Origin of the sequence: Streptomyces sp. NPDC058646, assembly GCF_042716875.1 — a bacterium.
Taxonomy (GTDB): domain Bacteria; phylum Actinomycetota; class Actinomycetes; order Streptomycetales; family Streptomycetaceae; genus Streptomyces.
The window spans coordinates 1-26,381 of record NZ_JBHXRK010000050.1 but is presented as its reverse complement, the minus strand read 5'-3'; the positions used below and the strand labels follow the sequence as shown (position 1 = coordinate 26,381).

Annotated in this window: 17 protein-coding genes; 12 read left to right on the top strand and 5 right to left on the bottom strand. The window is 73.5% G+C overall.

Annotated elements, in window-relative coordinates; all coding sequences use genetic code 11:
- The 3 genes from ACFWUZ_RS34755 to ACFWUZ_RS34745 all read left to right on the top strand — a co-directional run.
- Nucleotides 1-3,065: SDR family NAD(P)-dependent oxidoreductase (locus tag ACFWUZ_RS34755; RefSeq protein WP_384381896.1), on the top strand; the 3,065-nt coding region annotated here is incomplete at its 5' end.
- 45 nt (nt 3,066-3,110) lie between these two features.
- Nucleotides 3,111-9,626 (top strand): type I polyketide synthase, encoded by a 6,516-nt coding sequence (locus tag ACFWUZ_RS34750; protein ID WP_384381894.1) that lies wholly within the window; start codon nt 3,111-3,113, stop codon nt 9,624-9,626.
- Between the two features lie 77 nt (nt 9,627-9,703).
- Nucleotides 9,704-10,486 (top strand): thioesterase II family protein, encoded by a 783-nt coding sequence (locus ACFWUZ_RS34745; protein WP_384381892.1) that lies wholly within the window; start codon nt 9,704-9,706, stop codon nt 10,484-10,486.
- 72 nt (nt 10,487-10,558) lie between these two features.
- Here the strand turns inward: ACFWUZ_RS34745 and ACFWUZ_RS34740 are convergent, their stop codons facing one another.
- Genes ACFWUZ_RS34740 through ACFWUZ_RS34725 form a run of 4 tightly spaced genes read right to left on the bottom strand, consistent with a single transcriptional unit; the run spans nt 10,559 to nt 13,636 of the window.
- On the bottom strand, nt 10,559-10,792 hold the full coding sequence (locus tag ACFWUZ_RS34740; protein WP_384381890.1) for an acyl-CoA carboxylase epsilon subunit: 234 nt from the start codon (nt 10,790-10,792) through the stop codon (nt 10,559-10,561).
- 14 nt (nt 10,793-10,806) lie between these two features.
- A complete protein-coding gene (locus ACFWUZ_RS34735; RefSeq protein ID WP_384381888.1) occupies nt 10,807-12,390 on the bottom strand; it encodes an acyl-CoA carboxylase subunit beta in 1,584 nt (527 codons plus the stop codon).
- Nucleotides 12,391-12,410: 20 nt separating this feature from the next.
- Nucleotides 12,411-13,262 (bottom strand): 4'-phosphopantetheinyl transferase family protein, encoded by an 852-nt coding sequence (locus ACFWUZ_RS34730; RefSeq protein ID WP_384381886.1) that lies wholly within the window; start codon nt 13,260-13,262, stop codon nt 12,411-12,413.
- Entirely contained in the window at nt 13,259-13,636 is a 378-nt protein-coding gene (locus tag ACFWUZ_RS34725) for an acyl carrier protein (RefSeq protein ID WP_384381884.1), read from the bottom strand. Before ACFWUZ_RS34725 ends, ACFWUZ_RS34730 begins: the two co-directional genes overlap by 4 nt.
- A gap of 496 nt (nt 13,637-14,132) precedes the next feature.
- Between ACFWUZ_RS34725 and ACFWUZ_RS34720 the strand changes: the two genes are divergently transcribed.
- On the top strand, nt 14,133-14,936 hold the full coding sequence (locus ACFWUZ_RS34720) for a hypothetical protein (RefSeq protein ID WP_384381882.1): 804 nt from the start codon (nt 14,133-14,135) through the stop codon (nt 14,934-14,936).
- Between the two features lie 8 nt (nt 14,937-14,944).
- Here the strand turns inward: ACFWUZ_RS34720 and ACFWUZ_RS34715 are convergent, their stop codons facing one another.
- Entirely contained in the window at nt 14,945-15,136 is a 192-nt protein-coding gene (locus ACFWUZ_RS34715; protein WP_384381880.1) for a hypothetical protein, read from the bottom strand.
- A gap of 446 nt (nt 15,137-15,582) precedes the next feature.
- Between ACFWUZ_RS34715 and ACFWUZ_RS34710 the strand changes: the two genes are divergently transcribed.
- From ACFWUZ_RS34710 to ACFWUZ_RS34675, 8 genes are all read left to right on the top strand, one after another.
- Entirely contained in the window at nt 15,583-16,653 is a 1,071-nt protein-coding gene (locus ACFWUZ_RS34710; protein WP_384381878.1) for a methyltransferase, read from the top strand.
- Nucleotides 16,654-16,806: 153 nt separating this feature from the next.
- Nucleotides 16,807-17,292, top strand: a complete 486-nt coding sequence (locus tag ACFWUZ_RS34705) for an NUDIX hydrolase (protein ID WP_384381876.1) — start codon at nt 16,807-16,809, stop codon at nt 17,290-17,292.
- Nucleotides 17,293-17,504: 212 nt separating this feature from the next.
- Nucleotides 17,505-18,326, top strand: coding sequence for a BTAD domain-containing putative transcriptional regulator (locus ACFWUZ_RS34700; protein ID WP_384381874.1), 822 nt, complete (start codon nt 17,505-17,507; stop codon nt 18,324-18,326).
- Nucleotides 18,327-18,477: 151 nt separating this feature from the next.
- On the top strand, nt 18,478-19,227 hold the full coding sequence (locus ACFWUZ_RS34695; protein WP_384381872.1) for a thioesterase II family protein: 750 nt from the start codon (nt 18,478-18,480) through the stop codon (nt 19,225-19,227).
- 93 nt (nt 19,228-19,320) lie between these two features.
- Nucleotides 19,321-20,274 carry an aromatase/cyclase gene (locus ACFWUZ_RS34690; protein ID WP_384381870.1) on the top strand — a complete coding sequence of 318 codons (954 nt, stop codon included), beginning with the start codon at nt 19,321-19,323 and terminating at the stop codon, nt 20,272-20,274.
- A 133-nt stretch (nt 20,275-20,407) separates the two neighbouring features.
- Entirely contained in the window at nt 20,408-23,809 is a 3,402-nt protein-coding gene (locus tag ACFWUZ_RS34685; RefSeq protein WP_384381868.1) for a condensation domain-containing protein, read from the top strand.
- Nucleotides 23,810-23,982: 173 nt separating this feature from the next.
- Nucleotides 23,983-25,209 (top strand): methionine adenosyltransferase, encoded by a 1,227-nt coding sequence (gene metK / locus ACFWUZ_RS34680; RefSeq protein WP_384381866.1) that lies wholly within the window; start codon nt 23,983-23,985, stop codon nt 25,207-25,209.
- Between the two features lie 80 nt (nt 25,210-25,289).
- Nucleotides 25,290-26,273 carry a carbohydrate kinase family protein gene (locus tag ACFWUZ_RS34675; RefSeq protein WP_384381864.1) on the top strand — a complete coding sequence of 328 codons (984 nt, stop codon included), beginning with the start codon at nt 25,290-25,292 and terminating at the stop codon, nt 26,271-26,273.
- Nucleotides 26,274-26,381: the final 108 nt, after the last annotated feature.

Genomic DNA, 26,381 nt, shown 5'->3' with positions numbered 1-26,381 from the left:
TCCGCTTCACCGACGCCCTCCACACCCTCCACACCCACGGCGTCACCACCTACACCGAACTCGGACCCGACACCACCCTCACCACCCTCACCCACAACACCCACGACGACACCACCGCCGTCAGCCTCCTGCGCCCCGGACGCCCCGAGAGCGAAACCCTCGCCCTCGCGATCGGCGCGCTCCACAACCGGGGCGTGCGCGTCGACTGGGAGGCGTACTTCGCACCCATGGGCGCGCGGCTCGTCAACCTCCCCACGTACGCCTTCCAGCACGAGCGGTACTGGCTGGAGGCGGCGGCTCCCGGCGGCGTCGCGGGGGCGGCAGCGATCGGGCATCCGCTGGTGGGGTCCGCGGTCGAACTCGCCGACGGGGACCAGACCCTCTTCACCGGCCGGATTTCGGTGAGCACCCACCCCTGGCTGGCCGAGCACACCGTCGTGGACGCACCCGTCCTCCCCGCCGCCGCGCTCGCCGAGCTAGCCGTCCGGGCGGGCGACGAACTGGACGCGACGGTGGTGGACGAGCTCACCCTGCACACCCCGCTCGTCCTCGCGCCGCACTCGCCGCTGCAGCTCCAGCTGACGGTGGCGTCGCCGGACCACACCCACGGCCGCTCCTTCACCCTGTACGCCCGCCCGGACGGGGAGGGCAGCCGCTGGGCGGCGTATGCGACCGGCACCCTGCGGTCGGACGCGTCGCACACCACCGCCCCTGAGCCCCTGACCGGCCGCGCGACCACCGTCGAGCTGCCCGAGGAGCTTGCCGGTGACGCGGCCCGGTACGGGCTGCACCCGGCCCTGTTGGACGCCGCGGTGACCTCGCTCGCCGGCCTCGCGGGCACCCCCGAGCCGGGCACCGTCCGGGTGCCCGCCGTGTGGGAGGGCGTACGCCTGCACGCGACCGGCGCCACGTCCGTCCAGGTCCGGGCCGTCCTCCTCGACGGCGAAGCCGGCGGGGATCCGGACGGCGACGCGTACGCGTGCTCCGTACAGCTGAGCGACGAGACCGGGCAGCCGGTCCTCACCGTCGAGCGGCTGGTGTTCCGGGACGTCGCGGAGACGGAGTTCGCGGCCACGGGCAGCGGCGTGCAGCCGTTGTACCGGCTGGACTGGAGCGCGGCCGGGTTCGAGGAGCCGGACATCCCGTTCCGCTGGGGCGTTCTCGGTGCGTTCGGCGACACCGTCGCCGAAGGGCTGCTGTTCTCCGAGGTCGCCGAGCTGGGCGACGCCGTGGCAGCGGGCGCACCGCTCGACGCCGTGCTGGCCTGGGCGGGCCCCGTTCCCGGGACGGCGGACCCCGCCGCCGAGGGCATGGCCGCCGCCGTCCACGACCGTACGAGCCGGATGCTCGCCCTCGTACAGCAGTGGACCGCCGACGAGCGGCTGGCGGACACCCCGCTGGTGGTGCTCACCCGTGGCGCGGTCACGACGGGCATCGAGGACGTGGTCGATCTTCCGGCCGCCGCCGTCTGGGGGCTGCTGCGTTCCGCGCAGACCGAGGCGAACGGCCGGATCGTGCTGATCGACCTGGAGGACGTGGCCGGTGGGGGCGGGCACACCGTCCCCGACGGGCTGCTCGCCGCCGTGCTCGCGTCCGGCGAGCCGCAGGCGGCGATCCGGAACGACAAGGTCAGGCTGCCCCGGCTGCAGCGGAGTTCGGCCTCGGCCGCGTCGACCAATGCGGAATCCGCCCTCTCCTGGGACCCGGACGGGACGGTGCTGATCACCGGCGGCACCGGGGCGCTCGGCGGGCTCGCCGCCCGGCTCCTGGTCAGCGAGCACCGCGTACGGCATCTGCTGCTCGTCAGCAGGCGGGGCGCCGACGCGCCCGGCGCCGGGGAGCTCCGCGCGGAACTGGCGGAGCTGGGCGCGGCGGTCACCTTCGCCGCCTGCGACGTCAGCGACCGCGACGCCCTCGCCGCGGTCCTGGCCGGCATCCCGGCGGAGCGGCCGCTGATCGGCATCGTCCACACCGCCGGTGTGATGAACAACGGTCTGGTCTCCGACCTCACTCCGGAACGGCTGGGCGCGGTCCTCGCGCCCAAGGCCGACGCGGCCTGGCACCTGCACGAGCTGACCCGGCACCTGGACCTGTCCGCGTTCGTGCTGTTCTCGTCGAGCGTGGCGGTGATCGGGAACCCGGGCCAGGCCGACTACGCGGCGGCGAACGCGTTCCTGGACGGTCTGGCCGGTCATCGCGCGGCCCGGGGCCACGCGGCCACCTCGATCAGCTGGGGGCTGTGGGATCTCACCCGGGGCATCAACGCCGGCCTGGGCCAGGCCAACCTGGCCCGCTTCGCCCGGGAGGGCTTCCGGCCGATCCCGGCGGCCGAGGGCACGGCGCTGCTGCACTCGGCGCTGGTCGACGGCGAGGCCCATCTGGTCGCCGTGCCCGTCGACCTGGCCGCCATGCGGACCCACGGGCGGATCCCGTCGGTCTTCCACGGCCTGGTCTCGGTGCCGAACCGGCGCAGCGCCCAGTCCGGCGCCGGCGCGGACGGCGCCGACGCGGCCCAGGCGCTCGCCCGCCGGCTGGCCGGCCTTCCGGACGCCGAGCGCGCACGGACGGTCCTGGACCTGGTGCGGGCGGAGATCGCGACCGTACTGGGTCACGCGCGGGCTGACATGGTCGATGCCGAACGCCCCTTCCAGAAGCTGGGCTTCGACTCGATGACCGCCGTCGACCTGAGCAAGCGGCTGACCGCCGAGACGGGTGTGCGGCTGCCGTCGACGCTGGTCTTCGACCATCCGAACCCGACGGCGCTCAGTGCCTACCTGCTCAGCCGGATCCCGCTGTCCGACGGCGGTGCGGCGGCCGGCGGGATGCCGGGCACGCCGCTCGCGGAACTCGACCGGCTGGAGGCCGCCCTCGCGGCGGATCCCGCTGCCGGGAACGAGCACACCCGGGCCGAGCTGTCCGAGCGCCTGCAGTCGCTCCTGTCCCGGCTCAGCCCGGCGGGCGGTCCCGCCGACGGCAGCCCCGAGCTGGTCGACGCGCTGGGTTCGGCTTCGGCCTCGGAGATCTTCGACTTCATCGACACCCAGCTCGGCCGCAGCGCGCACTGATCCCTGACTACTTCCGCTTTCTGTACGAGGAGAGACTGATCCCGCATGTCGAATCCGCCGAACGAGGAAAAGCTCGTCGACTACCTCAAGTGGGTGACCGCCGACCTGCACAAGACCCGGCAGCGGCTCGCCGAACTGGAGGCCGTCCAGGACGAGCCCGTCGCGATCATCGGTATGGCCTGCCGCTTCCCGGGCGGGGTGGCCTCGCCGGACGATCTCTGGCAGCTGGTCCTGAACGAGGTCGACGGGACGTCGGAGTGGCCGTCGGACCGGGGCTGGGACCTGGAGGGCCTCTACGACCCGGAGCCCGGCACGCCCGGCAAGTCGTACACCCGCAGGGGCGGGTTCCTGGACGGGGCCGCCGAGTTCGACGCGTCCTTCTTCGGGATCTCGCCGCGCGAAGCGCTGGGCATGGACCCGCAGCAGCGGGTCCTGCTGGAGACGGCGTGGGAGGCCTTCGAGAGCGCGGGCATCGATCCGTCGGCGCTGAAGGGCAGCCGGACCGGGGTCTTCGCCGGGGTCGTCGAGCAGAGCTATCTGGACCGTGAGGGGCCCGAGGAGTTCGAGGGCTACCTGATGACCAGCAAGCTCAGCAGTGTCGCGTCGGGGCGCATCTCCTACACCTTCGGGTTCGAGGGGCCCGCGGTGTCGCTGGACACGGCCTGCTCGTCCTCGCTGGTCGCCCTGCACATGGCGGTGCAGTCGCTGCGCTCGGGCGAGTCGACGCTGGCGCTGGCGGGCGGGGCCACGGTCTCCGGCTCCCCCAGCGGCTTCGTCGACTTCTCCCGGCAGCGCGGGCTGGCCGCCGACGGCCGCTGCAAGTCCTTCGCGGCAGCGGCGGACGGTACGGGCTGGAGCGAGGGGGTCGGCCTGCTGCTGGTCGAGAAGCTGTCGGACGCCCGGCGCAACGGGCACCCGGTGCTCGCGGTCATCCGCGGCTCCGCCGTCAACCAGGACGGCGCGAGCAACGGCCTGACCGCTCCCAACGGCCCTTCCCAGGAGCGGGTGATCCGGCAGGCCCTGGCCGCTGCCAAGCTGACCACGGCCGATGTCGACGCGGTCGAGGCGCACGGCACCGGTACCCGGCTGGGTGACCCGATCGAGGCGCAGGCGCTGCTGGCCACCTACGGCCAGGACCGGCCCGGGGACCGGCCGCTGCATCTCGGCTCGCTGAAGTCGAACATCGGCCACTCGGTGGCGGCGGCCGGGGTCGGCGGCATCATCAAGATGGTCCAGGCGATACGGCACGGGGTGCTGCCCCGGACGCTGCACGTCGACGAGCCGACCGGGCACGTCGACTGGGAGGCGGGCGCGGTCTCGCTGCTGACCGAGGCGCGTGACTGGCCGGAGGTCGACCGGCCGCGCCGTGCCGGTGTGTCGGCGTTCGGTGTGAGCGGGACGAACGCGCACGTCATCGTGGAGCAGGCGCCGGCCGACGAACCCCAGCAGGCCGCAGAGGCCCCGGCGGCGGCGCGTTCGCTGCCCGCCGTGCCGTGGCTGCTGTCGGCCCGGACTCCGCAGGCCCTTCGGGACCAGGCCCGGCGGTTGCTGGCCCACACCGAGGCGCGTCCCGGCCTGGCCGCCGCCGCCGCGGACATCGGTCTGTCGCTGGCCTCCCACCGGGCGGTGTTCGAGCACCGTGCCGTGGTCGTCGGCGCCGAGGCGCTCGGTGCCCTGGCCGCGGGCAGCACGTCAGCGAACCTGCAGCTGGACACGCCCACCTCCGGGAAGACGGCGTTCCTGTTCACCGGTCAGGGTGCGCAGCGCACCGGCATGGGCCAGGAGCTGTACGAGGCCTTCCCCGCCTACGCGGAAGCCTTCGACGCCGTCGCCGCACAGCTGGACCCGCTCCTGGACCGGCCCATCGCCGAGGTCATCGCCAGTGGGGAGGGGCTGGACGAGACCGGCTACACCCAGCCCGCCCTCTTCGCCCTCGAAGTCGCTCTCTTCCGGCTCCTCGAAAGCTGGGGCATCAAACCCGACTACCTCGCCGGACACTCCATCGGCGAACTCACCGCCGCCCACACATCCGGCATCCTCACCCTCCCCGACGCCGCCCAGCTCGTCGCCGCACGCGCCCGCCTCATGCAAGCCCTCCCCCCCGGCGGCGCCATGATCGCCATCCAGGCGGGCGGGGAGGACGTACGCGCCTCCCTGGAGGGCTACGGCGGATCCGTCACGATCGCCGCCGTCAACGGCCCCCGGTCGGTGGTCATCTCCGGCGACGAGGGTCCGGCCGCCGAAGTGGCCGCCCTCTGGGCGGACCGGGGCGCGCGCACCAAACGCCTCGACGTCAGCCACGCCTTCCACTCGGCCCACATGGACGGCATGCTCGACGCCTACCGTGCCGTCGCCGCCGGACTGACGTACCGGGCACCGCGCATCCCCGTCGTGTCGACGGTCACCGGCCGCCTCGCCACCCAGGTCCAGCTCACCTCGCCCGAGTACTGGGTGACCCAGGTGCGCGAGTCCGTCAACTTCTTCCACGCGGTGCGCACCCTGGAGGGCGAGGGCGTCACCACGTTCCTCGAACTGGGCCCCGACGCCACCCTCACCGCGATGACCGCCGGTTCCGTCAAGGACCCGGACACCGTGGCCGCCGCTGCGGTGCTGCGCCGCGGCCGGGACGCGGGCGAGAGCCTGGCCCTCGCTCTCGGCACCCTGCACAACCGGGGCGTGGGCGTGGAGTGGGAGGCCTTCTTCGCAGCCTCCGGCGCCCGGCCCGCCGATCTCCCCACGTACGCCTTCCAGCACGAGCGGTACTGGCTGAACCCGACCGCCCAGGCCCCCGACGCCGCCGGTCTCGGGCTGCACCCCGGCAACCACCCGCTGCTCGGCGCCAAGGTCGAACTGGCCGACGGGGAAGGGACGCTGTTCACGAGCCGGGTCTCGGTGCGCACCCATCCGTGGCTGGCCGGGCTCACGGTGCTGGACACCCCGGCCCTGCCCGCCGCCGCCCTCGTCGACCTGGCCGTCCACGCGGGCGACGAGATCGGCGCCGCCGGCCTCGACGAGCTGGTCCTCCACACGCCGCTCGCGCTCCCCGAGCACACGCCGCTGCAGATCCAGCTGACGGTCTCGGCGGCCGACGGTACGCAGGGACGTCCCTTCACCGTGCACGCGCGTCCCGACGGTGCGGACGTGCCGTGGACGACGTACGCCAGCGGGCGGCTCGGGACGGGCGGTGCGGGCGGCGCGTTCGAGCTGGTCCAGTGGCCGCCCGCGGGGGCGGAGGAGATCGCCCTCGGCGAGTCCGGCGCCGCGGGTGCCGCAGCGGGCCCGGTGGCCGCCTGGCGGCGCGGTGACGAGGTCTTCGCCGAGGTCGAGCTGGCGGAGGAACTCCACGCCGGGGTCGGCGACTTCGGACTGCATCCGGTGCTGCTGGACGCTGCCCTGCGGGCCGCCGGGCTCACCGCACCGGCCGAGGGCACCGCCCACGTCCCCTGCGAATGGCGCGAGGTGAGGCTGCACGCCACCGGGGCCACCGCCCTGCGCGTCCACGTCGTACCCTCCGGCGAGGACACCCTGTCGCTGCGGCTCGCGGACCGGTCGGGGCAGCCCGTCGCCACGGTCGGCGCGGTGATCACCCGGCCCGTGCCGGCCGGTGAGATCGCCGAGACCCTGGCCCGCAAGCAGGACTCGCTCTTCCACGTGGACTGGCGGCCGGCGGTCGTACCCGAGGCCCCCGCGCCGGTGCGCTGGGCGGTGGTCGGCGACCCTGCGCCGGTGAGCGGGCCGCGGTTCGGCGACGTGCCGGCGGTGATCGCGGCCATCGGCTCCGACGGGCCGTTCGACGCGGTGCTGGCGTGGCAGCCGGCGGAGTCCGCGGACTCCGCCGGTGTGGTCGGCGCGGTCCACGACCGTACGGCCCGGACGCTGGAGCTCGTACGGGAGTGGCTGGCCGACGACCGGTCGCTGGACACCCCCCTGGTCGTAGTCACCCGCGGCGGCGTGGCGGCCACCGGCGGGGAGGACGTACCGGATCTGGCCGCGGCGGCGGTCTGGGGGCTGATCCGCTCGGCCCAGTCGGAGGCTCCCGGCCGGATCGTCCTCGTGGACGTGGACCAGGCTGCGGACCCGGGCGCGGAGACGGGCGGGAGCACGCTCGCACCGCTGCTCTCCGCCGTCCTGGCGTCCCGCGAACCGCAGGCGGCGGTCCGTGACGGCCGCGTCCTCGTCCCCCGGGTCCGGCGCACTCCTGCCGCCGGTGCGGACACGCCCGCCGGCGGCTCCTCGGGGGCCTGGAACCCGGACGGCACGGTACTGATCACCGGTGGCACCGGCAGCCTGGGCGCGCTGTTCGCCCGGCACCTGGCGGGCGTGCACGGCGCGCGGCACCTGCTGCTGCTCAGCCGGCGCGGCGCCGACGCGCCCGGTGCGGCCGAGCTGCGCGCCGAACTGGCCGCCCTGGGCGCCGAGGTGACCGTCGCGGCCTGCGACGCCGCCGACCGCGAGGCCCTCGCCGCGGTCCTGGACGCCGTACCCGGCGAGCACCCGCTGACCGGTGTCGTGCACACGGCGGGCGTCATCGACGACGGCCTGGTCACCGACCTCACCCCGCAACGGCTCGCCGCCGTCCTGCGGCCCAAGGTCGACGCCGCGTGGAACCTGCACGACCTGACCCGGCACCTGGACCTGTCCGCCTTCGTGCTGTTCTCCTCGATCGCCGGTGTCATCGGCGGCGCCGGACAGTCCAACTATGCGGCCGCCAATGCCTTCCTGGACGGTCTGGCCGGTCACCGCGCGGCCCAGGGGCTCGCGGCGACGTCCGTGGCCTGGGGCCTGTGGGCGCAGGCGTCCGGCATCACCGGCAACCTCGACGAGGCAGATCTGGCCCGTATCGCCCGGGCCGGTTTCCGGCCGGTCGCCTCCGACCAGGGGCCTGCCCTGCTGGACGTCGCGCTCGGTCTCCCCCACCCCGTACCGGTGATCACCCCGCTCGACGTGGCCGTCCTGCGGGAGCAGCCCGACCGGGTGCCGCTGCTGCTCAGCGCGCTCGCCGGCCGGCCCGCCCGCCGCAAGGCGCAGAACTCCGACAGCGGGGCGGGAGACCTCGCCGTCCGGCTGGCGGGGCTCGACGAGGCGGAGCAGCACCGGCTGGTGCTGGACGTGGTGCTCACCGAGATGGGCGCGGTCCTCGGGCACGCCGACCCGGCCGCCATCGATGCCCAGCAGCCCTTCTCCAAGCTGGGCTTCGACTCGCTCACCTCGGTCGAGCTGCGCAACCGGCTCGGTGCGGGGCTGGGCATGCGGCTGCCGGCCACGCTGGTCTTCGACCATCCGACGCCGGAGGCGATGACCGGGCACCTGCGCGCCGCCCTGGTGGACGCGGGCGGGAGCGGGGCCGCTGCCGCCCGCGCCGAGGTGGACTTCGCCGCCGAGATCCGGCTGGCGGACGACATCCGGCCGTCCGGCGAGGTGACGCGGTCCACCGACGATCCGGGCGAGGTCTTCCTGACCGGGGCGACCGGCTTCCTCGGCGCGTTCCTCCTGCGTGACCTGCTGCGGGAGACCCGGGCGACCGTGCACTGCCTGGTCCGGGCGGCGGACGAGGAGGACGGTCTGCGCCGGATCCGGGAGAACCTGCAGTGGTACCGGGTGTGGGACGAGGTCGACCCCGGCCGGCTCCGTATCGTCGTCGGCGACCTGGCCCAGCCCCGGCTGGGGCTGACGGAGGAGGCCTTCGACGCGCTCGCCCGTACCGCCGACGCCGTCTACCACGCGGGCGCCACCGTCCACTGGCTGCGGCCGTTCACGGCGCTGAAGGCGGCCAACGTGTCGGGTACCGAGGAGGTGCTGCGGCTGGCCGCCCGGCACCGCACCGTACCGGTGCACTACCTGTCGACGACGGGTGTCTTCGCGGGTGAACTGGCGGGAGGGCGTCCTTTGAAGGTGGACGACGTCTCCGGACCCGCCGAGGCGCTGCCGAGCGGCTACCTGCAGAGCAAGTGGGTGGCCGAGCAGGTCATCGGCCTGGCGCGCGACCGCGGGCTGCCGGTCTCCGTCTACCGGATCGACGTGATCTCCGGTGACCAGGTCAACGGTGCCTGCCAGACGCGGGACTTCGTCTGGCTGAGCCTGCGCGGACTGGTGCAGGCCGGGGCGGTGCCCGAGGGGCTGGTCGGCAAGGTCCACCTGACGCCGGTCGACTACGTCAGCGCCGCCGTCGTCGCCCTGTCCAAGAAGGAGGACACCGCGGGCGGAACGTTCCACCTGTACAACCAGAGCCACTTGAGCTTCGCCGAGTTCGTACGGAACCTGCGTGCGGGCGGCTATCCGCTGACGGAGCTCGACTGGGGCACCTGGAGCACGCTGGTGAAGTCCGATCCCGACAACGTGATGCTCCCGCTGCTGGAGGCCTTCGAGATGATGGCCTCCGACAACGAGGCCTTCTATCCGCCGGTCGACACCAGTGTGGCCGAGGAGGCGCTGCGGGACGTCGGGGTCGTCTGCCCGGAGATGACCGTCGACCTCTTCGAGCGGTACGTCGCGTTCTTCGTCGAGGCGGGGTTCTTCCCGCCGGCCGGGCAGGCCGCCCCGCGCGAGCTGCAGACGTCCTGACCCCACCCCCTCCCACCTCCCCAACACCGGCCGCCTCCTGCCCCCGGGCAGGAGGCGGCCTCCGGATCGGAGACCCCATGGAGAACAAGGAAACCGAAAGCCGGTGGTTCCGGCAGTACGCGCCCCCGCCGGCCCAGGAGCAGGACCAGGAGCTGCACGGCGTACGGCTCGTCTGCTTCCCCCACGCCGGCGGCGCGGCCAGTGCCTATCTGCCGCTGTCCCGCACGCTCTCCCCCGCCTTCGAGGTGCTGGCCGTCCAGTACCCGGGGCGTCAGGAGCGCCGCCGCGAGACTCCGGCCGAGACCCTCACCGCCCTCGCGGACGCCGTCGCGCGGGAGCTGGCGGCGGAGGGCGGCGGGCGTCCGTACGCCTTCTTCGGCCACAGCATGGGCGCGGTGATCGCGTACGAGACCGCCCGCCGGCTGGACCGGCTCGGGGCGCCCGCTCCCGTGCACCTGTTCCTGTCCGGCCGCGGGGCGCCCGGTCCGGTGCCGCGCCGCAGCGACCAGCTGCACGGCGACGCGGCGCTGATCGCCGAGATCCGGCGGCTGGGCGGCACCGGCGGGCGGGTGCTGGACGAGCCGGAGCTGCTGGAGATGGTGCTGCCCGCGCTGCGCGCCGACTACCGGGCCCTGGCCTCGTACAGCTGGGTTCCCGGGCTGCCCCTGGACGTTCCGGTCACCGTGCTCGTCGGGGACGAGGACCCGGTGGTCCCGGCCGCCGACGCGGCGGACTGGCTCGGGCACACGACCGCGCCGGGCGAGTTCCACACCTTCCGCGGCGGCCACTTCTACCTCGACGCGCACACGCAGGAGGTGGCGGGCCTGATCGCGGCCACGCTGAACGGCGTACGCGTCTGAGGGGGCGCCCCACGCAGAAAAGGAGGGGCGGGAACCGGTTGCCCGGTTCCCGCCCCTCCTGTCGTTCCCGGGCTAGCCGGGCTGCACCGCGTCCGAGCCCGCCCAGCTCCTGGGCCCGGCGAAGCCCGCGGCCCGCTCCGGCCGGCGCCAGCGGGCCACCGCCCGCTGCCTGCGCGACACGTCGTCCGGCTCGGCGCCGGCAGCGGCCGCGCGGGCGAGCAGTACGGCGGTCAGCGCGGCCAGCTCGGACGCGTCGGGACTGCCCTTCTCGATCCGCAGCAGGTGCGGGACCTCCGGCTGGGTCATCTCCGACTCCCTCGTCACTGCGGCGGATTGCCGTGCTTGCGGCGCGGGAGGTCCGCGTCCTTGGTGGCCAGCATGGACAGTGAGCGGCTGAGGACGGCCCGGGTGTCGCGGGGGTCGATGACATCGTCGACCAGCCCTCGCTCGGCGGCGTAGTACGGGTGCACCAGTTCGGTCCTGTACTCCTTGATCTTCTGCTTGCGCATGGCCTCGGGGTCCTCGGCCGCGGCGATCTCCCGTCGGAAGACCACGTTGGCGGCGCCTTCCGCGCCCATCACCGCGATCTCGTTGGTGGGCCAGGCCAGGGCGATGTCCGCGCCGATCGAGCGGGAGTCCATGACGATGTACGCGCCGCCGTACGCCTTGCGCAGCACCACCGATATCCGGGGGACGGTCGCGTTGCAGTAGGCGTACAGCAGCTTCGCGCCGCGCCGGATGATGCCCTCGTGCTCCTGGTCGACGCCCGGCAGGAAGCCCGGCACGTCGACGAGGGTCACCAGCGGGATGTTGAAGGCGTCGCAGAACTGCACGAACCGCGCGCCCTTCTCACTGGCCTTGATGTCCAGCACCCCGGCCATGGAGGCGGGCTGGTTGGCGACGATGCCCACCACCTGCCCGTCGATGCGGGCCAGCGCGCAGACGAGGTTGGTCGCCCAGGTCGCGTGGACCTCCATGTGGTCGCCGTCGTCGACCAGCTCCTCGATCACCCCGCGGATGTCGTACGAGCGGTTGCCGTCGGCCGGTACGAGGTCGAGCAGGGCGTCGCCCGGCCGGTCCGCCGGGTCCGCGCCACGGGCCACGGGGGGCAGTTCGCGGTTGTTGGACGGCAGCAGCGACAACAGGTACCGCACCTCGGCGAGGCAGCTCTCCTCGTCGTCGTAGACGAAGTGGGCCACGCCCGACACGCTCGCGTGCACGTCCGCACCGCCGAGGCCGTTCTGGGTGACCTTCTCGCCGGTCACCGCCTGGACGACGTCGGGGCCGGTGATGAACATCTGGGAGATGTCGCGGACGGCGAAGATGAAGTCGGTGAGCGCGGGCGAGTACGCCGCGCCGCCCGCGCAGGGGCCCAGCATGACGCTGATCTGCGGGATGACCCCCGACGCCTTGGTGTTGCGCAGGAAGATGCCGCCGTAGCCGGCGAGCGCGGAGACGCCTTCCTGGATCCGCGCTCCCGCGCCGTCGTTGAGCGAGACCAGCGGCGCACCGGCCGCGATGGCCATGTCCATGATCTTGTGGATCTTCTGGGCGTGCGCCTCGCCGAGCGCCCCGCCGAAGATGCGGAAGTCGGGGGCGTAGACGAAGACGGTGCGGCCCTCGACGGTGCCCCAGCCGGTCACCACCCCGTCGGTGTGGGGCCGTTTCGCCTCCAGGCCGAAGCCGGTGGCCCGGTGCCGGCGCAACGGCTCGACCTCGGTGAAGGTGCCGGGGTCGAGCAGCAGGTCGATGCGTTCGCGGGCGGTCAGTTTGCCCTTGGCGTGCTGGCGTTCGGTGGCCCCGGGATCGGGTCCGCGGCGGACCAGTTCCTTCAGCTCGCTCAGCTCGTCGAGGCGGTCGGGGACGGGATCGGGGACGAGGTCGGACTGTTCTGCGGTCAGCACGGCGTTCCACACTCCTCTGATCAGGCCCCCGGCCGTCGGCCGGTCGCGGGCAGGACGGTGCACACCTGTTCCCTCGCGGCCGCCAGCAGCTCGGTGGCGTCATCGACGTACAGACTCTCGGTGGGCACTCGACGGGCGGTGGTGCAGTGGTCCACCTCGGTCATCAGGGCGGCCGCGCAGACGTGGCTGGGGTAGCCGGGGATGCTGCGCACGATCCAGCCCGGTGGCCCGGCGGGCCGGCCGGCGTCCTCGCGTTCGCCCAGGTAGTCGGCGGACAGGTCGCGGCTGAGACCGGTACCGATGCCCTTGAGGTAGGCCTCCTTGCGGGTCCACAGCCGGCCGAAGGCCATCGGCCGCTCCCCGGCGGGCAGCGCGGACAGTTCCGCCTGCTCGGCCGGGTGCAGGGCGGACATGCACAGTTCGGCGGTCTCCATCGACGGCACCCGCTCCACGTCGACGCCCACCGGTGACGTCGCCACTCCGAAGATGGCCAGCCCGACGCTGTGCGACAGCGAGAAGTGCAGCGGCACGGGCGCGTCCATCACGACGGGCCGGCCGTGCGGGCCGCCGCAGCCGGGGCACGGCGCCCGGCCGAGGTGCACCTCCCCCGGGGGCACACCGAGGTAGGCGGACAGCAGCCGGCGCAGTCCGACATGGGCGGACACGTAGAGCAGGCGGTCGTGCGGCTGGACGAACGAGGCGGCGCGCTTGCGTTCGTGGTCGTCCAGTTCCGCGGTGACCAGCGGGACGGGGCCGTCGTCCGACCAGGGCTGGCGCAGGGCCCACAGGTGCAGGTCCCCGTCCTCCACGGTGATGGTCGCACCCGGTGGCGCGGGGGCGGTGAACGTCGCTGATGTGCTCGCGGTCGTCATCGCCCGTGGCCGCCCGGGCCGCTGAGCTGCGCCGCGCCGACGACCGAGTCGTCCAGCCGGACGGCGAGGTAGGCGGCGATCTCCGTGACGGAGTCGTCGCGCAGCAGGTCGGCCGCTGCCACCTCCACCCCGAGGGCCATCTCCAGCAGCCGCTTGAGCTGGAGCGCCATGATCGAGCCGACGCCCTGGCTGCGCAGCTGGCGGCTCGTCATGATGCGGTGGGCCGGCGGGATGTCGAGGAAGAACTCCAGCTCCCGGCAGATGTACCGCTCGATGATCCGGGTCCGCTCCTCGAGGCCTTCGGCGCGCAGGGCGGCCAGGTCGGGCATCCGCCCGAGATAGGCCGGCGCGGACTGCGATGTTGCTTGTGTCATCGTCCTTTTCTCTCTCCGTAGGGGTGCACGCGGTCCCGCGGGCACAAGGAAAGAGCCGCCGGTTCAACGCTTCGGCGGCTGTCATGAAAATGCGTTCGACGGCGTACGGAAAATGGCATCACCGTCCCGAATCCCGGCCGCTCAGGTCGTGAAGCAGTACAGAACCCTGTTGCAGGGCGCGTATGAGCCATGCCGACGGGCGAGCGGGACCGCCTTCCGGAAACACTTCAACGGAGGCTAGGACACAGCTTCTTCGCTGACGCCCGGAAGGTCAAGCGAGGGCGGGAAACCCCCGATAATCGCCCGTCAAGGATCGGCCCATTTCCCGCCCGGCAATCCGGTTACCCAACGGTGGGACAGGGATTGAAGTGGAATGGGAACGGGGTGGCGGAGAAGAGAATGGCGCCTTCCCCGGCTCTGCTTCGATGGGTTTCCGGCTTTTCCGGGCAGCCGCCGCTCCCCGGTGGCTGAGCTTTCCTGAAGGGAATCCGAGGACATGGCGACGAGGGCTGTGAACACGGCGCCGGACCGCGCGGCCCGGCTGACCCGGGACCTGCGGCACCTGCCCGGCCTCTACCAGGCGTGCGGACACCTGCTGGGCAACGGCAGCAGCGGTCCGCCCGCCCTGCGCGAGCGGACCTCGGGCGGATCCGCGCCGGGCCTGCGCTTCAACACCGCCGCGTCCGAGGCGCGCGACGCGATCATCGGCACCCTGAGTTCCTGGGCGGGCCTGGTGGCGCAGGAGCGGGACGTCGCTCCGCCGGCGCGCACCGTGGAGGGGCTCGCGGCGTTCCTGCTGGGGCACGTGGACTGGCTGGCCGCGCACTCCTGCGCCCCGGAGGTCTCCGCCGAACTGGGCGGGCTCGTCCAGCGGGCCACCGGCGTCGCCGATCCGGAAGGGGCCCGGCGCATTCCGGTCGGCGCCTGCCTGGAGCCGAGCTGCGACGGCACGCTCTCGGCCCGGCTGCACCGGCCCCCGGCCGGCCCGCCGGACGGTTCGCCGGACAGCTCGCCGGACAGCTCTTCGGACAGCTCTTCGGACATCCGGTGCAGTGCGGTGCCGGAGCACCGCTGGCCGGACAACGAGTGGGTGCGGCTGGGGCTGCGCATGCGCCGGAGCGGCAAGGCCGGGCAGGCGGCCCCGCCCACCGCGTGGCTGGCGGCCCAGGACATCGCCCGGATGTGGCACCTCTCCTCGGGCAGCGTCTACCGGTACGCGAGCGAACACCGCTGGCGCCGCCGGCGCCGGGACGGCCGCACGGTCTACCACGAGGCGGACGTCCTGAACACGCTCGGATGACAGCGCGGCTACCGGGGGCCCGGTCCGTGGGCGCGGGTCCGTTCCGGCCGGGCCCGCCCGGCGGGGCTCGTGGGACCGCGGGGCGGGGACGGCCGCGGGGCGGTCCGGGCCCTGGGCCCCCGGCCCGCACTGATCGAGTCGTAGGCGACCATGCTGCCGTAGAGGGAGCGCAGCAGGCGGCGGGCAAGAGAAGGCTTCATGGGGCTGGCTTCATTCCGGTCGGCGCGGTGACGGACGTGATACGCGGCGCCCACCCTGCCCCGGTCCGGTGGAGCGGCACAGGAGCGGCGCCGGAGCGCCGTGGAGCGCGGACCGGGTTGATCCGAAAAGGGCGTGAAGGCGCGTCGGCGGGTGCGTCCTGTCGTCCTGCCGGACCCGGAGAATTCAAGGTCCGGCAGAGCTCTGCTATCGGGTCGCCATATCGCCCCGTCCCGCCGGATGGCGAGGGTTGACACGCCTGTCGGGCTCCGCGCAGGATCAACGACGGGAATCCGTGATCGAGTCCGCCCTCCCTGATTCGTCCGCATAGGCGGCACAAGGGCGGCGAATCGGTGCCCGCTGACGGCCATGTGCTCCTCATTCAGGTGGGCCTTGTCACCCGGCACACTGCGGCGGTGGAGCCAATCAAATCGAAGGAATCACTCCCATGACGCCTGACGCGACGCTCGCGAGAATTCGCGAATACATGGTCGGCCCCACTCGGTTCATGACCCTGGTTTCCTGTTTCGAGCTCGGCATCATCGACAGGCTCCGGGACCGTCCGGGCCTCACGGCGGCCGAACTCGGCGACGCGGTCGGAGCCAAGCCCGATGCCGTGGAGCAGCTCCTGCTCCTGCTGGTCAAGGAGGGGTTCGTCGCCCACGACGAAGGTTCCGGCGCCTACTCCCTCGATGCCCTCGCGGACGTCGCCGAGGCCGACCTCGAGCACGTGCTCGCCGCCCTCCAGATGATCAAGGGTGCCGCGCTCAGGCAGCTGTTCCACCTCACCGAGAGCGTGCGGACCGGGACGCTCGTCGGCCTCAAGGAGCTGTACGGCTTCGACGGGAACCTGTACGACGCGATGGCCGAGCACCCGGAGCTCCGCGAGCCCTGGGCCAAGCTGATGAACAGCGAGACGACCCGCATCGATCCCTGGTTCTTCGACAACATCGACGTGCCCGCCGGTTCCCAGGTGCTCGACCTCGCCGGCAACACCGGGCTCGGGGCGATCCACACCTACCGGCTGAAGGCGTCGCCCGGACTGCGCGTCACGACCTTCGACCTGCCGGAGAAGGAGAAGGAGTCCCTGGAGAACTTCCGGGCCCACGGCGTGGAGGAGCACTGCTCGTTCATCGGCGGTGACGTCTTCGCCGGGGTCCCCAAGGGCTTCGACGTCGTGCTGATCAAGCACTTCCTGCCCATGTTCGACAAGGACGACGTGTTCCGGATCCTCAGGCGCGTCAACGAGTCCCTGGAGATCGGCGGGCAGGTCAACATCCTGACCCCGGTGTACCCCGAGGACACCAAGGACGCCGACTTCCGCTCCATCGACTTCTTCCCCGCCTTCTTCCTCGGCTGCGCCATGGGCCAGGGCGGTCCGCAGAAGATGTCGACGTACCGGGGCTGGCTCGAGGAGTGCGGGTTCGAGGTCACCAAGGCGATCGCCGAGGACCCCGCCGGCATGCCGCCGGAGGCCCTCCCCGTGGACGCCGTCCTCTGCGCGACGAAGATCGCCTGACCGTCCGGTCCGGCCGGTCGAGCATTTCTCCTCACCCGCCCTCATGGAATTCCAGGCATTGCCATCGCACACATGACCGGACCATCGGCAAAGCCTCGCTAGAGGCGTGTTCGAAGAATTGATCAGCGCGGACGAACACGGCATACCGTCAGGATGGTGGAGACGATTCACCGGCCCGCCGCGCGGGTCATATGCCTGGACGCCGCCCACCGGATTCTTCTGCTGCGCTGGCGGGATCCGCTCGACGGGAACGAGGTCTGGGGGCTGCCCGGAGGAGGAATGGAACCGGGCGAGACGCCGCTGGCGACCGCACGGCGCGAACTGTCGGAGGAGACCGGCCTGGATCCTGCCGCGGTCCTCGACCGGTCCGTCCCCGTCGAACTCGACGCGCGGTGGAACGGCAAGCGGTACGTCGGCACGGAGCAGTTCTTCCTCGCGCACTTCGCCGGCGGGAGCCCGTCCCCGGTGCGGACGGGCCTGCTGCCGTACGAGCAGGTCAACCTGCACCGGCACGCCTGGATCCCCTGGTCCGACCTGGACTCGCTGCCGGACCCGGTCGTGCCGCCGCAGCTCCTGGCGGTGCTCGGGGCCCTGATGCCCGAAGGGCCCTGGGGCCGCAGGCTCGACATCGGTCCGTGAAAAGGGGAACCGAAAAACGAGAACCGTTCTCCGATGCGTGCACCTGAAATCCTGAAATGCTTCTCGAGTCGCCGCGGTTTTCTTGCAGTCCCATGGAGACCTGCTCAACTTCCGTTGCAGCAAACGGCACATGCGGGGAAGCTACGACTAGCGTGCCGGATCGCCGACGACTTTCCGCCACGGGGAGTGCTCGACGACGAACGGAGGAAGCCATGGACATTCAGCTTCTGGGTCCGCTGTGTGCCGCCGTGAACGGGGGATCGATCGTCCCGACCGCGGGAAAGCCCCGGAAGATATTCGCGCTGCTCGCGTTGTACCCAGGCCGCATCATGCCTGTCTCGACGCTGATGGAGGAGATCTGGGGGACGGAACCGCCACCGAGTGCGATGACGACGCTGCAGACGTACATCATGCAGCTGCGCCGCGGCGTCGGCACCGCGATGGGACCCGATGCCCCGGGGGCGGCGAAGAACGTCCTGGCCACGCGCCACGGCGGCTACCTGCTGCAGGTCCCGCCGGAGGCCGTGGACGTGCACGCGTACGAACGGCTGGTCGCCGAGGGCCAGGCGGCCTTCGAACTCGGGGAGGACGAACGGGCCGCCCGGCTCTTCCGGCAGGCCCTGGGCATGTGGCAGGGGCCCGCGCTGGTGGACGTACGCCTCGGTCCGATCCTGGAGATCGAGGTCATGCGTCTGGAGGAGTCCCGGCTGGTGACCGTCGAGCGGCGGATCGACGCGGATCTGCGGCTCAGCCGGCACGCCGAACTGATCGTCGAGCTCACCGACCTGATCGCCCGCCACCCCCAGCACGAGGGCCTGCACGCGCAGGCGATGCTGGCCCTGTACCGGTCCGGGCGGCAGGCCTCCGCCCTGGACGTCTACCGCAAGCTGCGGGGGCGGCTCATCGAAGAACTCGGCGTGGACCCCTCGCCGCAGCTGCAGCGCCTGCACCAGGCCATGCTCGCGGTCGACCCGGAACTCGAGGTGACGGCCGGTCCGCGACGCGGGTCCACCTTCGACCGGTACGCGGCCTGAGGGACGGCGCGGAGCCGCCGGAGGGCAACTCCGCTCCGGCGGCACCCCCCGGGCAGGGATCCTCGGGCCACCCTCGAGCGGTACTCCAGGCTGTCCGGAGATTCTCGAACCCCGCTCAGTACGACGAGGGGCGGAGGTAGAGGAGGATGCCATGTCGGACGAACAGCCAGTGCGTCTCCACTGTTTCGCGCACTCCGCGGAGGGCGTCTCTGCTTTCGGTACCTGGGCGGGGAGCGTCGGCCCCGGCGTGGAAGCGGTCACGGCCCTCCTGCCGGGCTCCGCGGGGCGCCGGACCGAACCCCGGGTGACCACCCGTGAGGCACTCCTCGCCGACCTGCTGCCCCGGTTCGCCGACCCGCAGGCCGGCCCGTACGTCCTGTACGGGCAGGGTCTCGGGGCGATGGTCGCCTTCACCCTGACGCGCGCCCTGCACGAGGCGGGCCTGCCCGGCCCCGCCCTCCTCGCCGTCGGCGCCTGCCGGCCGCCGCACGTGCCCTCCGAGCTGCCCGACGCGCGCGGGACGACGGACGCCGAACTGCTGAGCATCCTGGACGGCAACGGCGCCGTGCCGCCCGGCAGCGACGAAGGGATCTGGCTGCGGGCCATGCTGCCGGTGCTCCGCGTCGACCTGGAGCTCGCACAGTCCCTGGAGGAGGCGGCCCGCACCCCCTCTCCCGCCGGACCGCTCACGACCCCGATCCTCGTCGTCGCCTCCCAGGGCAACCCGCTGGCCCCGCCGGAGATCGCCGACGGCTGGCGGCTGTGGACGCAGGGCCCGGCACGGCTGCGGGTGGTTCCCGGCCACCACTTCTTCGCGGGCGGACGTGAACTGCCCCGCCTCCTGGGCCGGGCCTGCCGTGTCGCCCGCCGCCTCGTCCGGGAGCCCGCGGCCGTCGGCTGAGGCCCGTGTCCCGTCCGTACCCGGCGGCCTCCGCCCCGCCGTCCGAGTTCCCGTCCGCGTCCCCGTCGGCGCCATGTGAGGAGAGGTGTGCAGATGTCTGCTGAGCACGCGGCCAGGGCGACGTACAAGGTCCGTGTGGCCGCGCCGGCCGGTGTGGTCTACGGGCTGCTCGCCGACGCGGTGAAGTGGCCGCTCTACTTCTCCCCGAACGCCCATGTGGAACGGCTTGAGTTCGACGGCGAACGGGAACGGCTGCGGATGTGGACCCTCATGGACGGCCGGCTGAAGTCGTGGATCTCCTGGCGGCACCTGGACCCGCTGGAGCGCCGCGTGGAGTTCCGGCAGGAGCTGCCCGCGTCCCCGCTGGGCTCGATGGGCGGCACCTTGACCGTACGCCCCCGGGGCCGGGACGAGACCGAGCTGGAGGTGCTGTACGACTTCAGCGTCACCGGCGGCCTGCCCGACGACGTGGCATGGGCGGAACGGGCCACCGACGGGGCCAGCCGCACCCAGCTCGCCGACCTGAAGGCCTTCGCCGAGCGGTGGACGCGCCTGGACGAGCTGGTCCTGTCCTTCGAGGACTCGGTGCGCGTCACCGGCCCGCCCGAGCTGGTCTACGACTTCCTGTACCGGGCCGGGGACTGGCCCGGCCAGGTGCCGCACGTCACCCGGGTCGACCTCACCGAGGATGCGCCGGGGGTGCAGCGCATGACGATGGAGACGCTGACCGGGCACGGCCCGCACACCACCGGCGGGGTGCGGATCAGCTTCCCGCACGCGGGGCGCATCGTCTACAAGGAGACGACTCCGCCGCCGCTGCTGGAGGCACACACCGGCGAATGGGTCGTCGTCCCGGACGAGACGGGGGTGACCGTGATCGCACAGCACAACGTCGTCCTGCGCGAGGCGGACGTCGCCGCCGTGCTGGGGGAGGGCGCCGGCCTCGCGGACGCCCGCCGGCACGTGCGCGAGTCCCTCGGCCGGAGCAGCCTGGAGCTGCTCGCCCGGGCCAAGGAGCACGCGGAGAGTGCCGTCCGCATGCTGTGACGGGTGGACCTGCCGGCCTTTCGCACGGCTTGGGCGCGGCTGTACGCCCGCTCGGGAGAACGGACTTCGGGCGCGTACTGCCACTAGCGTGCTGAACCCGACCGTTGTGGATACGTGCGGACCAGGAGGCCTCATGGAACCGTCCGCCCTGCAAGGGCCGGCGGCGGTCTCCGTGGTGATCGAACCCGGACCGCCCCCGCACGCCTCCTCCTGGGACGTCGAGCTGCGCGGGCCGATCGACCCGGCCGCGCTGGAAGACGTACTGGGCGAGTTCGCGTCCGGTGCGCCCGGCCGGGCCGGGCGGCGGTACCGGCTGCTGCGGCACGGCCCCGGCCGCCACACGCTGCGGCTCACCGTGCCGCGGGGCGCGTCCGCCGCATCCGTGGTGGGCCGCTTCGCCGATCTGGTCACCGGGCGGGCCGGCGCCGACCGCCCGCTCACCCCGGGCCAGGCGGCGGCCGTCGCCCGTGCCGAAGGCCACCGCTACGAGGCGGTGTCCGTCGAACCGGCCGCTCCGCTCGACGCGGATGCGGTGCGCGGGGCGCTGCGCGCCGTCGTGGCCGCCCATCCGCAGCTGGGGTTCCGCCTCGACGCCGCGCGCGGCCTGCTGACCGGGGACGGGGCGGCGGGCCGCCGGGTGGACCTGGTGGTGGAGGGGGAGTTCACGGACGAGGCCGGTTTCGCCGCCGCCGTCGACGCGACGGGCCGCACCCTCGATGCGTACGCCGGAGTGCAGCTGCGGGCCCTGCTCGCCCGGGACCGCCGGCCCGCCGGGCCGCGTGCCGACCGGCTCGTCCTGGTCGTCCACGCCCTCGCGGTGGACGCCGCGTCCTGGCCCGTCCTGCTCGGCGACCTGGCGGCGGCGCTCGGCACGGGCCCGGCCGGGGCTCCCGTACGCCCGCAGCCCGGGCCGGACGGCCTGGCCGGCTGGATCGCCGAGCTGCGGGAGCTGGCCGGCGACCCCGCGGAGGTCCGGCACTGGACCGCCGTCGCCGACCGCAGGGCGCGGGCGATCGGCTCCCCCCGGTCCGCCCAGGTCGCCGCCCCGGCCCCGGCACGGAGCGACGGGCCCGGCGCCGCCCCCGCGCAGGCACCGGGCGGCGGGGCGGACGGGGCGGACGGGGCCGGGCACGCCGGTTTCGCCCTGGACCGGGGCCCGACCGGGCGGATCGTCCATGACCTGGCCGGGCGGCTCGCCCTGACCACCGGGCAGGTGCTGACCGGTGCGTTCGCCCTGGCCCTGGGCCGCTGGCAGGGTGTCCGCGCGGTCGGCTTCGACGTACGCAGCGACCCCCGGGCCGGCCGCCAGGACCTGCGGCGCCAGGTGGGCCGGCTCGCCGATCCGTACCCGGTCCAGTTCACTCGGGATCCCGCCCTCGGACCGCTGGAGCAGCTGGCCGCACTGGCGGGCCCCCTGGCCGCCGGCGCCGGCCGCGCCGCGGGCGGAGCGGGCTTCGGGGCCTGCCGCGAATGGAACCCCGACCCGCTGCTGCGCGGTGCCCTGCGCGCACTGGAGCCCGCCCTGGCGTGCCTGACCCTGCACGGCCCCGCCGAACTGCTGCCGGACTCCGCCCGTCCCGCGGGCGTCGGCGTACGGGTCCGGCCCGTGCACCGTGTCGAGGCGCGGTTCCGGGTCGTCGGCGGCAGGCTGCACGCCGGCCTGGACTGGGTGTCCGACCCCGCCGCAGGCGTCACCGCGGCCTCCGTGGCCGCCCTGGAGGAGTTGCTGCGCGAGGTGCTGGAGGAGCTGGCGGAGATGTCCGGCGCCCCCATCCCGTCCGTCTTCCGGGCCACTCCCCAGCAGGCGGCGCTGTACACGGGCGGCGGAGCGCGGCCCGGCTCCGGCCGCCATGTCGAGCAGCTCGTCTGGGCCTGGCAGGGCCCGCTCGACGCCGAACGCTTCACAGCGGCATGGCAGTCGGTCTTCGACCGCGAAGCGGTGCTGCGCACGGCGTTCACCGGCGGCGCCGATCCGCAGCTCATGGTGCACGGCAGGGTCGCGCCCGAGGTCACCCGCCAGGCCTTCCGCGCCGACGACTGGCCCCGCCTCCTGGAACGCGACCGGCTGCGCGGCTTCGACCTGCGGTCCCCGGGAGCGCTGCGCCTCGCCCTGCTGGAGCCGGAGGAGATCCTGCCGGGCGGCGACACCGCACCCACCCGGATCCTGCTCACCTACCACCGGGCCCTGCTCGACAGCTGGAGCGCGCACATCCTGCTGCGCGAGTTCTACCGGGCCTACCTGGCGGGCGGCACCCTGCCCGGCGGTGAGCGCCGCCCCAACCTGTCCGACTACGCCGCCTGGATCGCGGCCCAGGACCTCGGCCCCGCCCGGGAGTTCTGGGCCCGGGCCGCGCCGCCCGACGGTGCGGCGTCCAGCCCCGGCCTGCCCTCCGGGGCCACCGGCCGCTCCGGCGTCGGCCGCGCCCGGCTGCGCCTGGACCCGGTGGAGACGGGCCGTCTGGCGCGCTGGGCGGGCACCTGGGGCACCGCGGAGAGCAGTGCGCTGCAGGCCGTCTGGGCGATGCTGATCCACCGGGCCTCGGGCGCCACCGGGCCGGCCCCGGTGCGTTTCTCGGTGACCGTCTCGGGGCGCGGCATACCGCTCGACGGGGTGTCCCGTATGCCGGGGCCGCTGCGCAACCCGCTGCCGATGTCCGTGGAGGTGGACCCGCAGGGCACCGTACCGGCGCTGCTGGTGCAGCTCCGCGACCGGGTTCTGGACATGGCGGCCTACGAGTGGGTCCCCGAGGCCTGGATCCGCGCCTGGAGCGGGCGCGACCAGGAGCCCGGTGCCGCCGGGACCGTCGTCGTGTTCGAGGACCCGCCGCACCCGGTGGAGGGGCTGGCGGACGAAATCGCCGCCCTCGGCATCCAGGCCGGGCGGCCGGGCACCATACCCGCGCGTTCCATGCTGCCCGTCGGGCTGTTCGCCCAGCACGACAGCGCGGGCGGGCTGGTTCTCACCGCGGTCCACGACCGGGCCCTGCTCGGTGACGAGGAGGCGGCCGAGCTGCTGGTGCAGGCTGCGCTGCTGCTGCGTGAACTCCCCTCGCGGTCGGCCGGGTCGACGACCGTCGCGGAGGTCCTGACGCTCCTGGAGGGGAGGGCCGTACCGCGGATGACCGAGGCCGCGGGGGCCGGCCGGGACGACGGCCCGCTGGTCGTCCTGCGCGCGGCGGGGCGGGAACGGGCGGGCACGATCTGTCTGATCCCGCCGCCGGGCGCACCGGCGGCCTGTTACGACCTGCTGGCCCGCACCTATCCGGGTCCCGAGGAGCTGCTGGTGCTCACCACCGGTGCCGACGGCGCGCAGCCCGCCCTGGCTGCGCTCCGGGCCGTACCGTCGCTGCTGCTCGGCGGTTTCTCCGGTGCCGGGACGCTCGCCTGCGACATCGCCCGGCGCATCGCCGTGGACGGCGGCCGCCCGCCGCGGGTCGTGCTGGCCGGCGGGGCCGCGGACGCGCAGGAGCGGGCCCGCGATCTCGCGCAGGCCCTCCAGGACGCCCTCCAGGGCGTGGCCGCTCCGGACGCCTGACGCGGCCGGGGCCGGGGCCGGGGCCGGGGCCGGGGCAGGGTCCCTCTCCGTCCGCGCTCCGCCGTTCTTCGAGCGCGCCTCGTTCGCGGTTTCGGATCTTAACTGTGGCAACGGGTGACCCCGCCCGGTCGCCGGCACGGCTGCGCGTCTGGGCCTCAACCCTCTGGAGAGACATGTCCCGTCGTCTGTTCACCTCGGAGTCCGTGACCGAAGGACATCCTGACAAGATCGCCGACAGGATCAGCGACACCGTCCTCGACGCGCTGCTGCGCGAGGACCCGTCCTCCCGCGTGGCGGTGGAGACCCTGATCACCACGGGCCAGGTGCACATCGCCGGCGAGGTCACCACCCAGGCCTACGCCCCCATCGCCCAGCTGGTGCGCGACGCCATCCTCGACATCGGCTACGACTCGTCGGCCAAGGGCTTCGACGGGGCTTCCTGCGGCGTGTCGGTGTCCATCGGCGCACAGTCCCCGGACATCGCGCAGGGTGTCGACACCGCGTACGAGAAGCGTGTCGGGAGCGACCGGGACGACGCGCGCGACGTGGACGGACTCGACGCGCAGGGCGCGGGCGACCAGGGCCTGATGTTCGGCTACGCGACCGACGAGACGCCGAACCTGATGCCGCTGCCGATCGAGCTGGCGCACCGGCTGTCGCGCCGCCTGACCCAGGTCCGCAAGGACGGGACCCTGTCGTACCTGCGTCCCGACGGCAAGACCCAGGTCACCATCGAGTACGACGGCGACAAGGCCGTACGCCTGGACACGGTCGTGGTCTCCACGCAGCACGCGGCCGACGTCGACCTGGAGTCCCTGCTCACCCCCGACATCCGCGAGGAGGTCGTCACCCACGTCCTGGACGGGCTCGCCGAGGACGGCATCAAGCTGGACACCGAGGGCTACCGGCTGCTGGTGAACCCGACCGGCCGTTTCGAGATCGGCGGCCCGATGGGCGACGCCGGCCTGACCGGCCGCAAGATCATCATCGACACGTACGGCGGCATGGCCCGCCACGGCGGCGGCGCCTTCTCGGGCAAGGACCCGTCCAAGGTCGACCGCAGCGCCGCGTACGCGATGCGCTGGGTGGCGAAGAACGTGGTCGCCGCCGGACTGGCCTCGCGCTGCGAGGTCCAGGTCGCGTACGCGATCGGCAAGGCCGAGCCGGTCGGCCTGTTCGTCGAGACCTTCGGCACCCACCGCGTCGACGTCGAGAGGATCGAGGACGCCATCGCCGAGGTCTTCGACCTGCGTCCGGCCGCGATCATCCGCGACCTGGACCTGCTGCGCCCCATCTACGCCCAGACCGCCGCCTACGGCCACTTCGGCCGTGAGCTGCCGGACTTCACCTGGGAGCGCACCGACCGCGCCCGGCAGCTCAAGGCGGCCGCGGGCCTCTGAGCCCGCCACCTGGACGGCCGGGCCCGGTCCTCGCGGCGGACGGCGCGCGGCACCGGCGATCAGCGACCGAAGGAGCACCCGTGCCCATCGCAGTGACAGGATCCATCGCCACCGACCATCTGATGGTCTTCCCCGGCCGGTTCGTGGACCAGCTGCTCCCCGACCAGCTGGCGCACCTCTCGCTCTCGTTCCTCGTCGACCGGCTGGAGGTGCGCCGGGGCGGGGTCGCGGCCAACATCGCCTTCGGGCTCGGCGGCTTCGGACTGTCCCCGCTGCTGGTCGGCGCGGTCGGCACGGACTTCGCCGAGTACGAGGTGTGGCTGAAGGAGCACGGCGTCGACACCGGCGGGGTACGGGTCTCCGCCGAACGGCAGACGGCCCGCTTCATGTGCATCACCGACGAGGACGCCAACCAGATCGCCTCGTTCTACACGGGCGCGATGGCCGAGGCGTCCGACATCGACCTGCGGGCGGTGTTCACCGGCACCGGACGCCCCGACCTGGTCCTGGTCGCGCCCGACGATCCGTCGGCGATGCTGCGCCACACCGCCGGATGCCGGTCCCTCGGCATCCCCTTCGCGGCCGACCCCTCGCAGCAGCTGGCCCGTCTGGACGGCGGCCAGGTGCGCGAGCTGGTGGCCGGTGCCACCTGGCTGTTCACGAACGAGTACGAGGCCGCGCTGCTGCAGGAGCGCACGGACTGGAGCAGTGCCGAGGTCCTCGCGGCCGTCGGCACCTGGGTGACCACCCTGGGCGAGAAGGGCGTACGCATCGAACGCGCCGGCCTGGCCCCCCTCACCGTCCCGGCCGTCCCCGGCATCGAACCGGCCGACCCGACCGGTGTGGGCGACGCCTTCCGGGCCGGCTTCCTGGCCGCCGTCAGCCACGGGGTGCCGCTGGAATCCGCGGCGCGCCTGGGGTGCGCGCTGGCTTCCGTGGCCCTCGGCGCGGTGGGTTCGCAGTCCTACACCACCGACCTGGCGCAGCTGTCCGCCGTCGTGGAGCAGACCTACGGCCCCGGTGCGGCCGGCCCGCTCGCGCCCGTCCTCGGCGAACCGTCATGACCGCTGACATCCGGAGCCGGGCGGATGCCCTTCGTGAGGCGTTGGCCACCCGTGTGGTGGTGGCTGACGGTGCGATGGGGACCATGCTTCAGGAGCAGGACCCTTCCC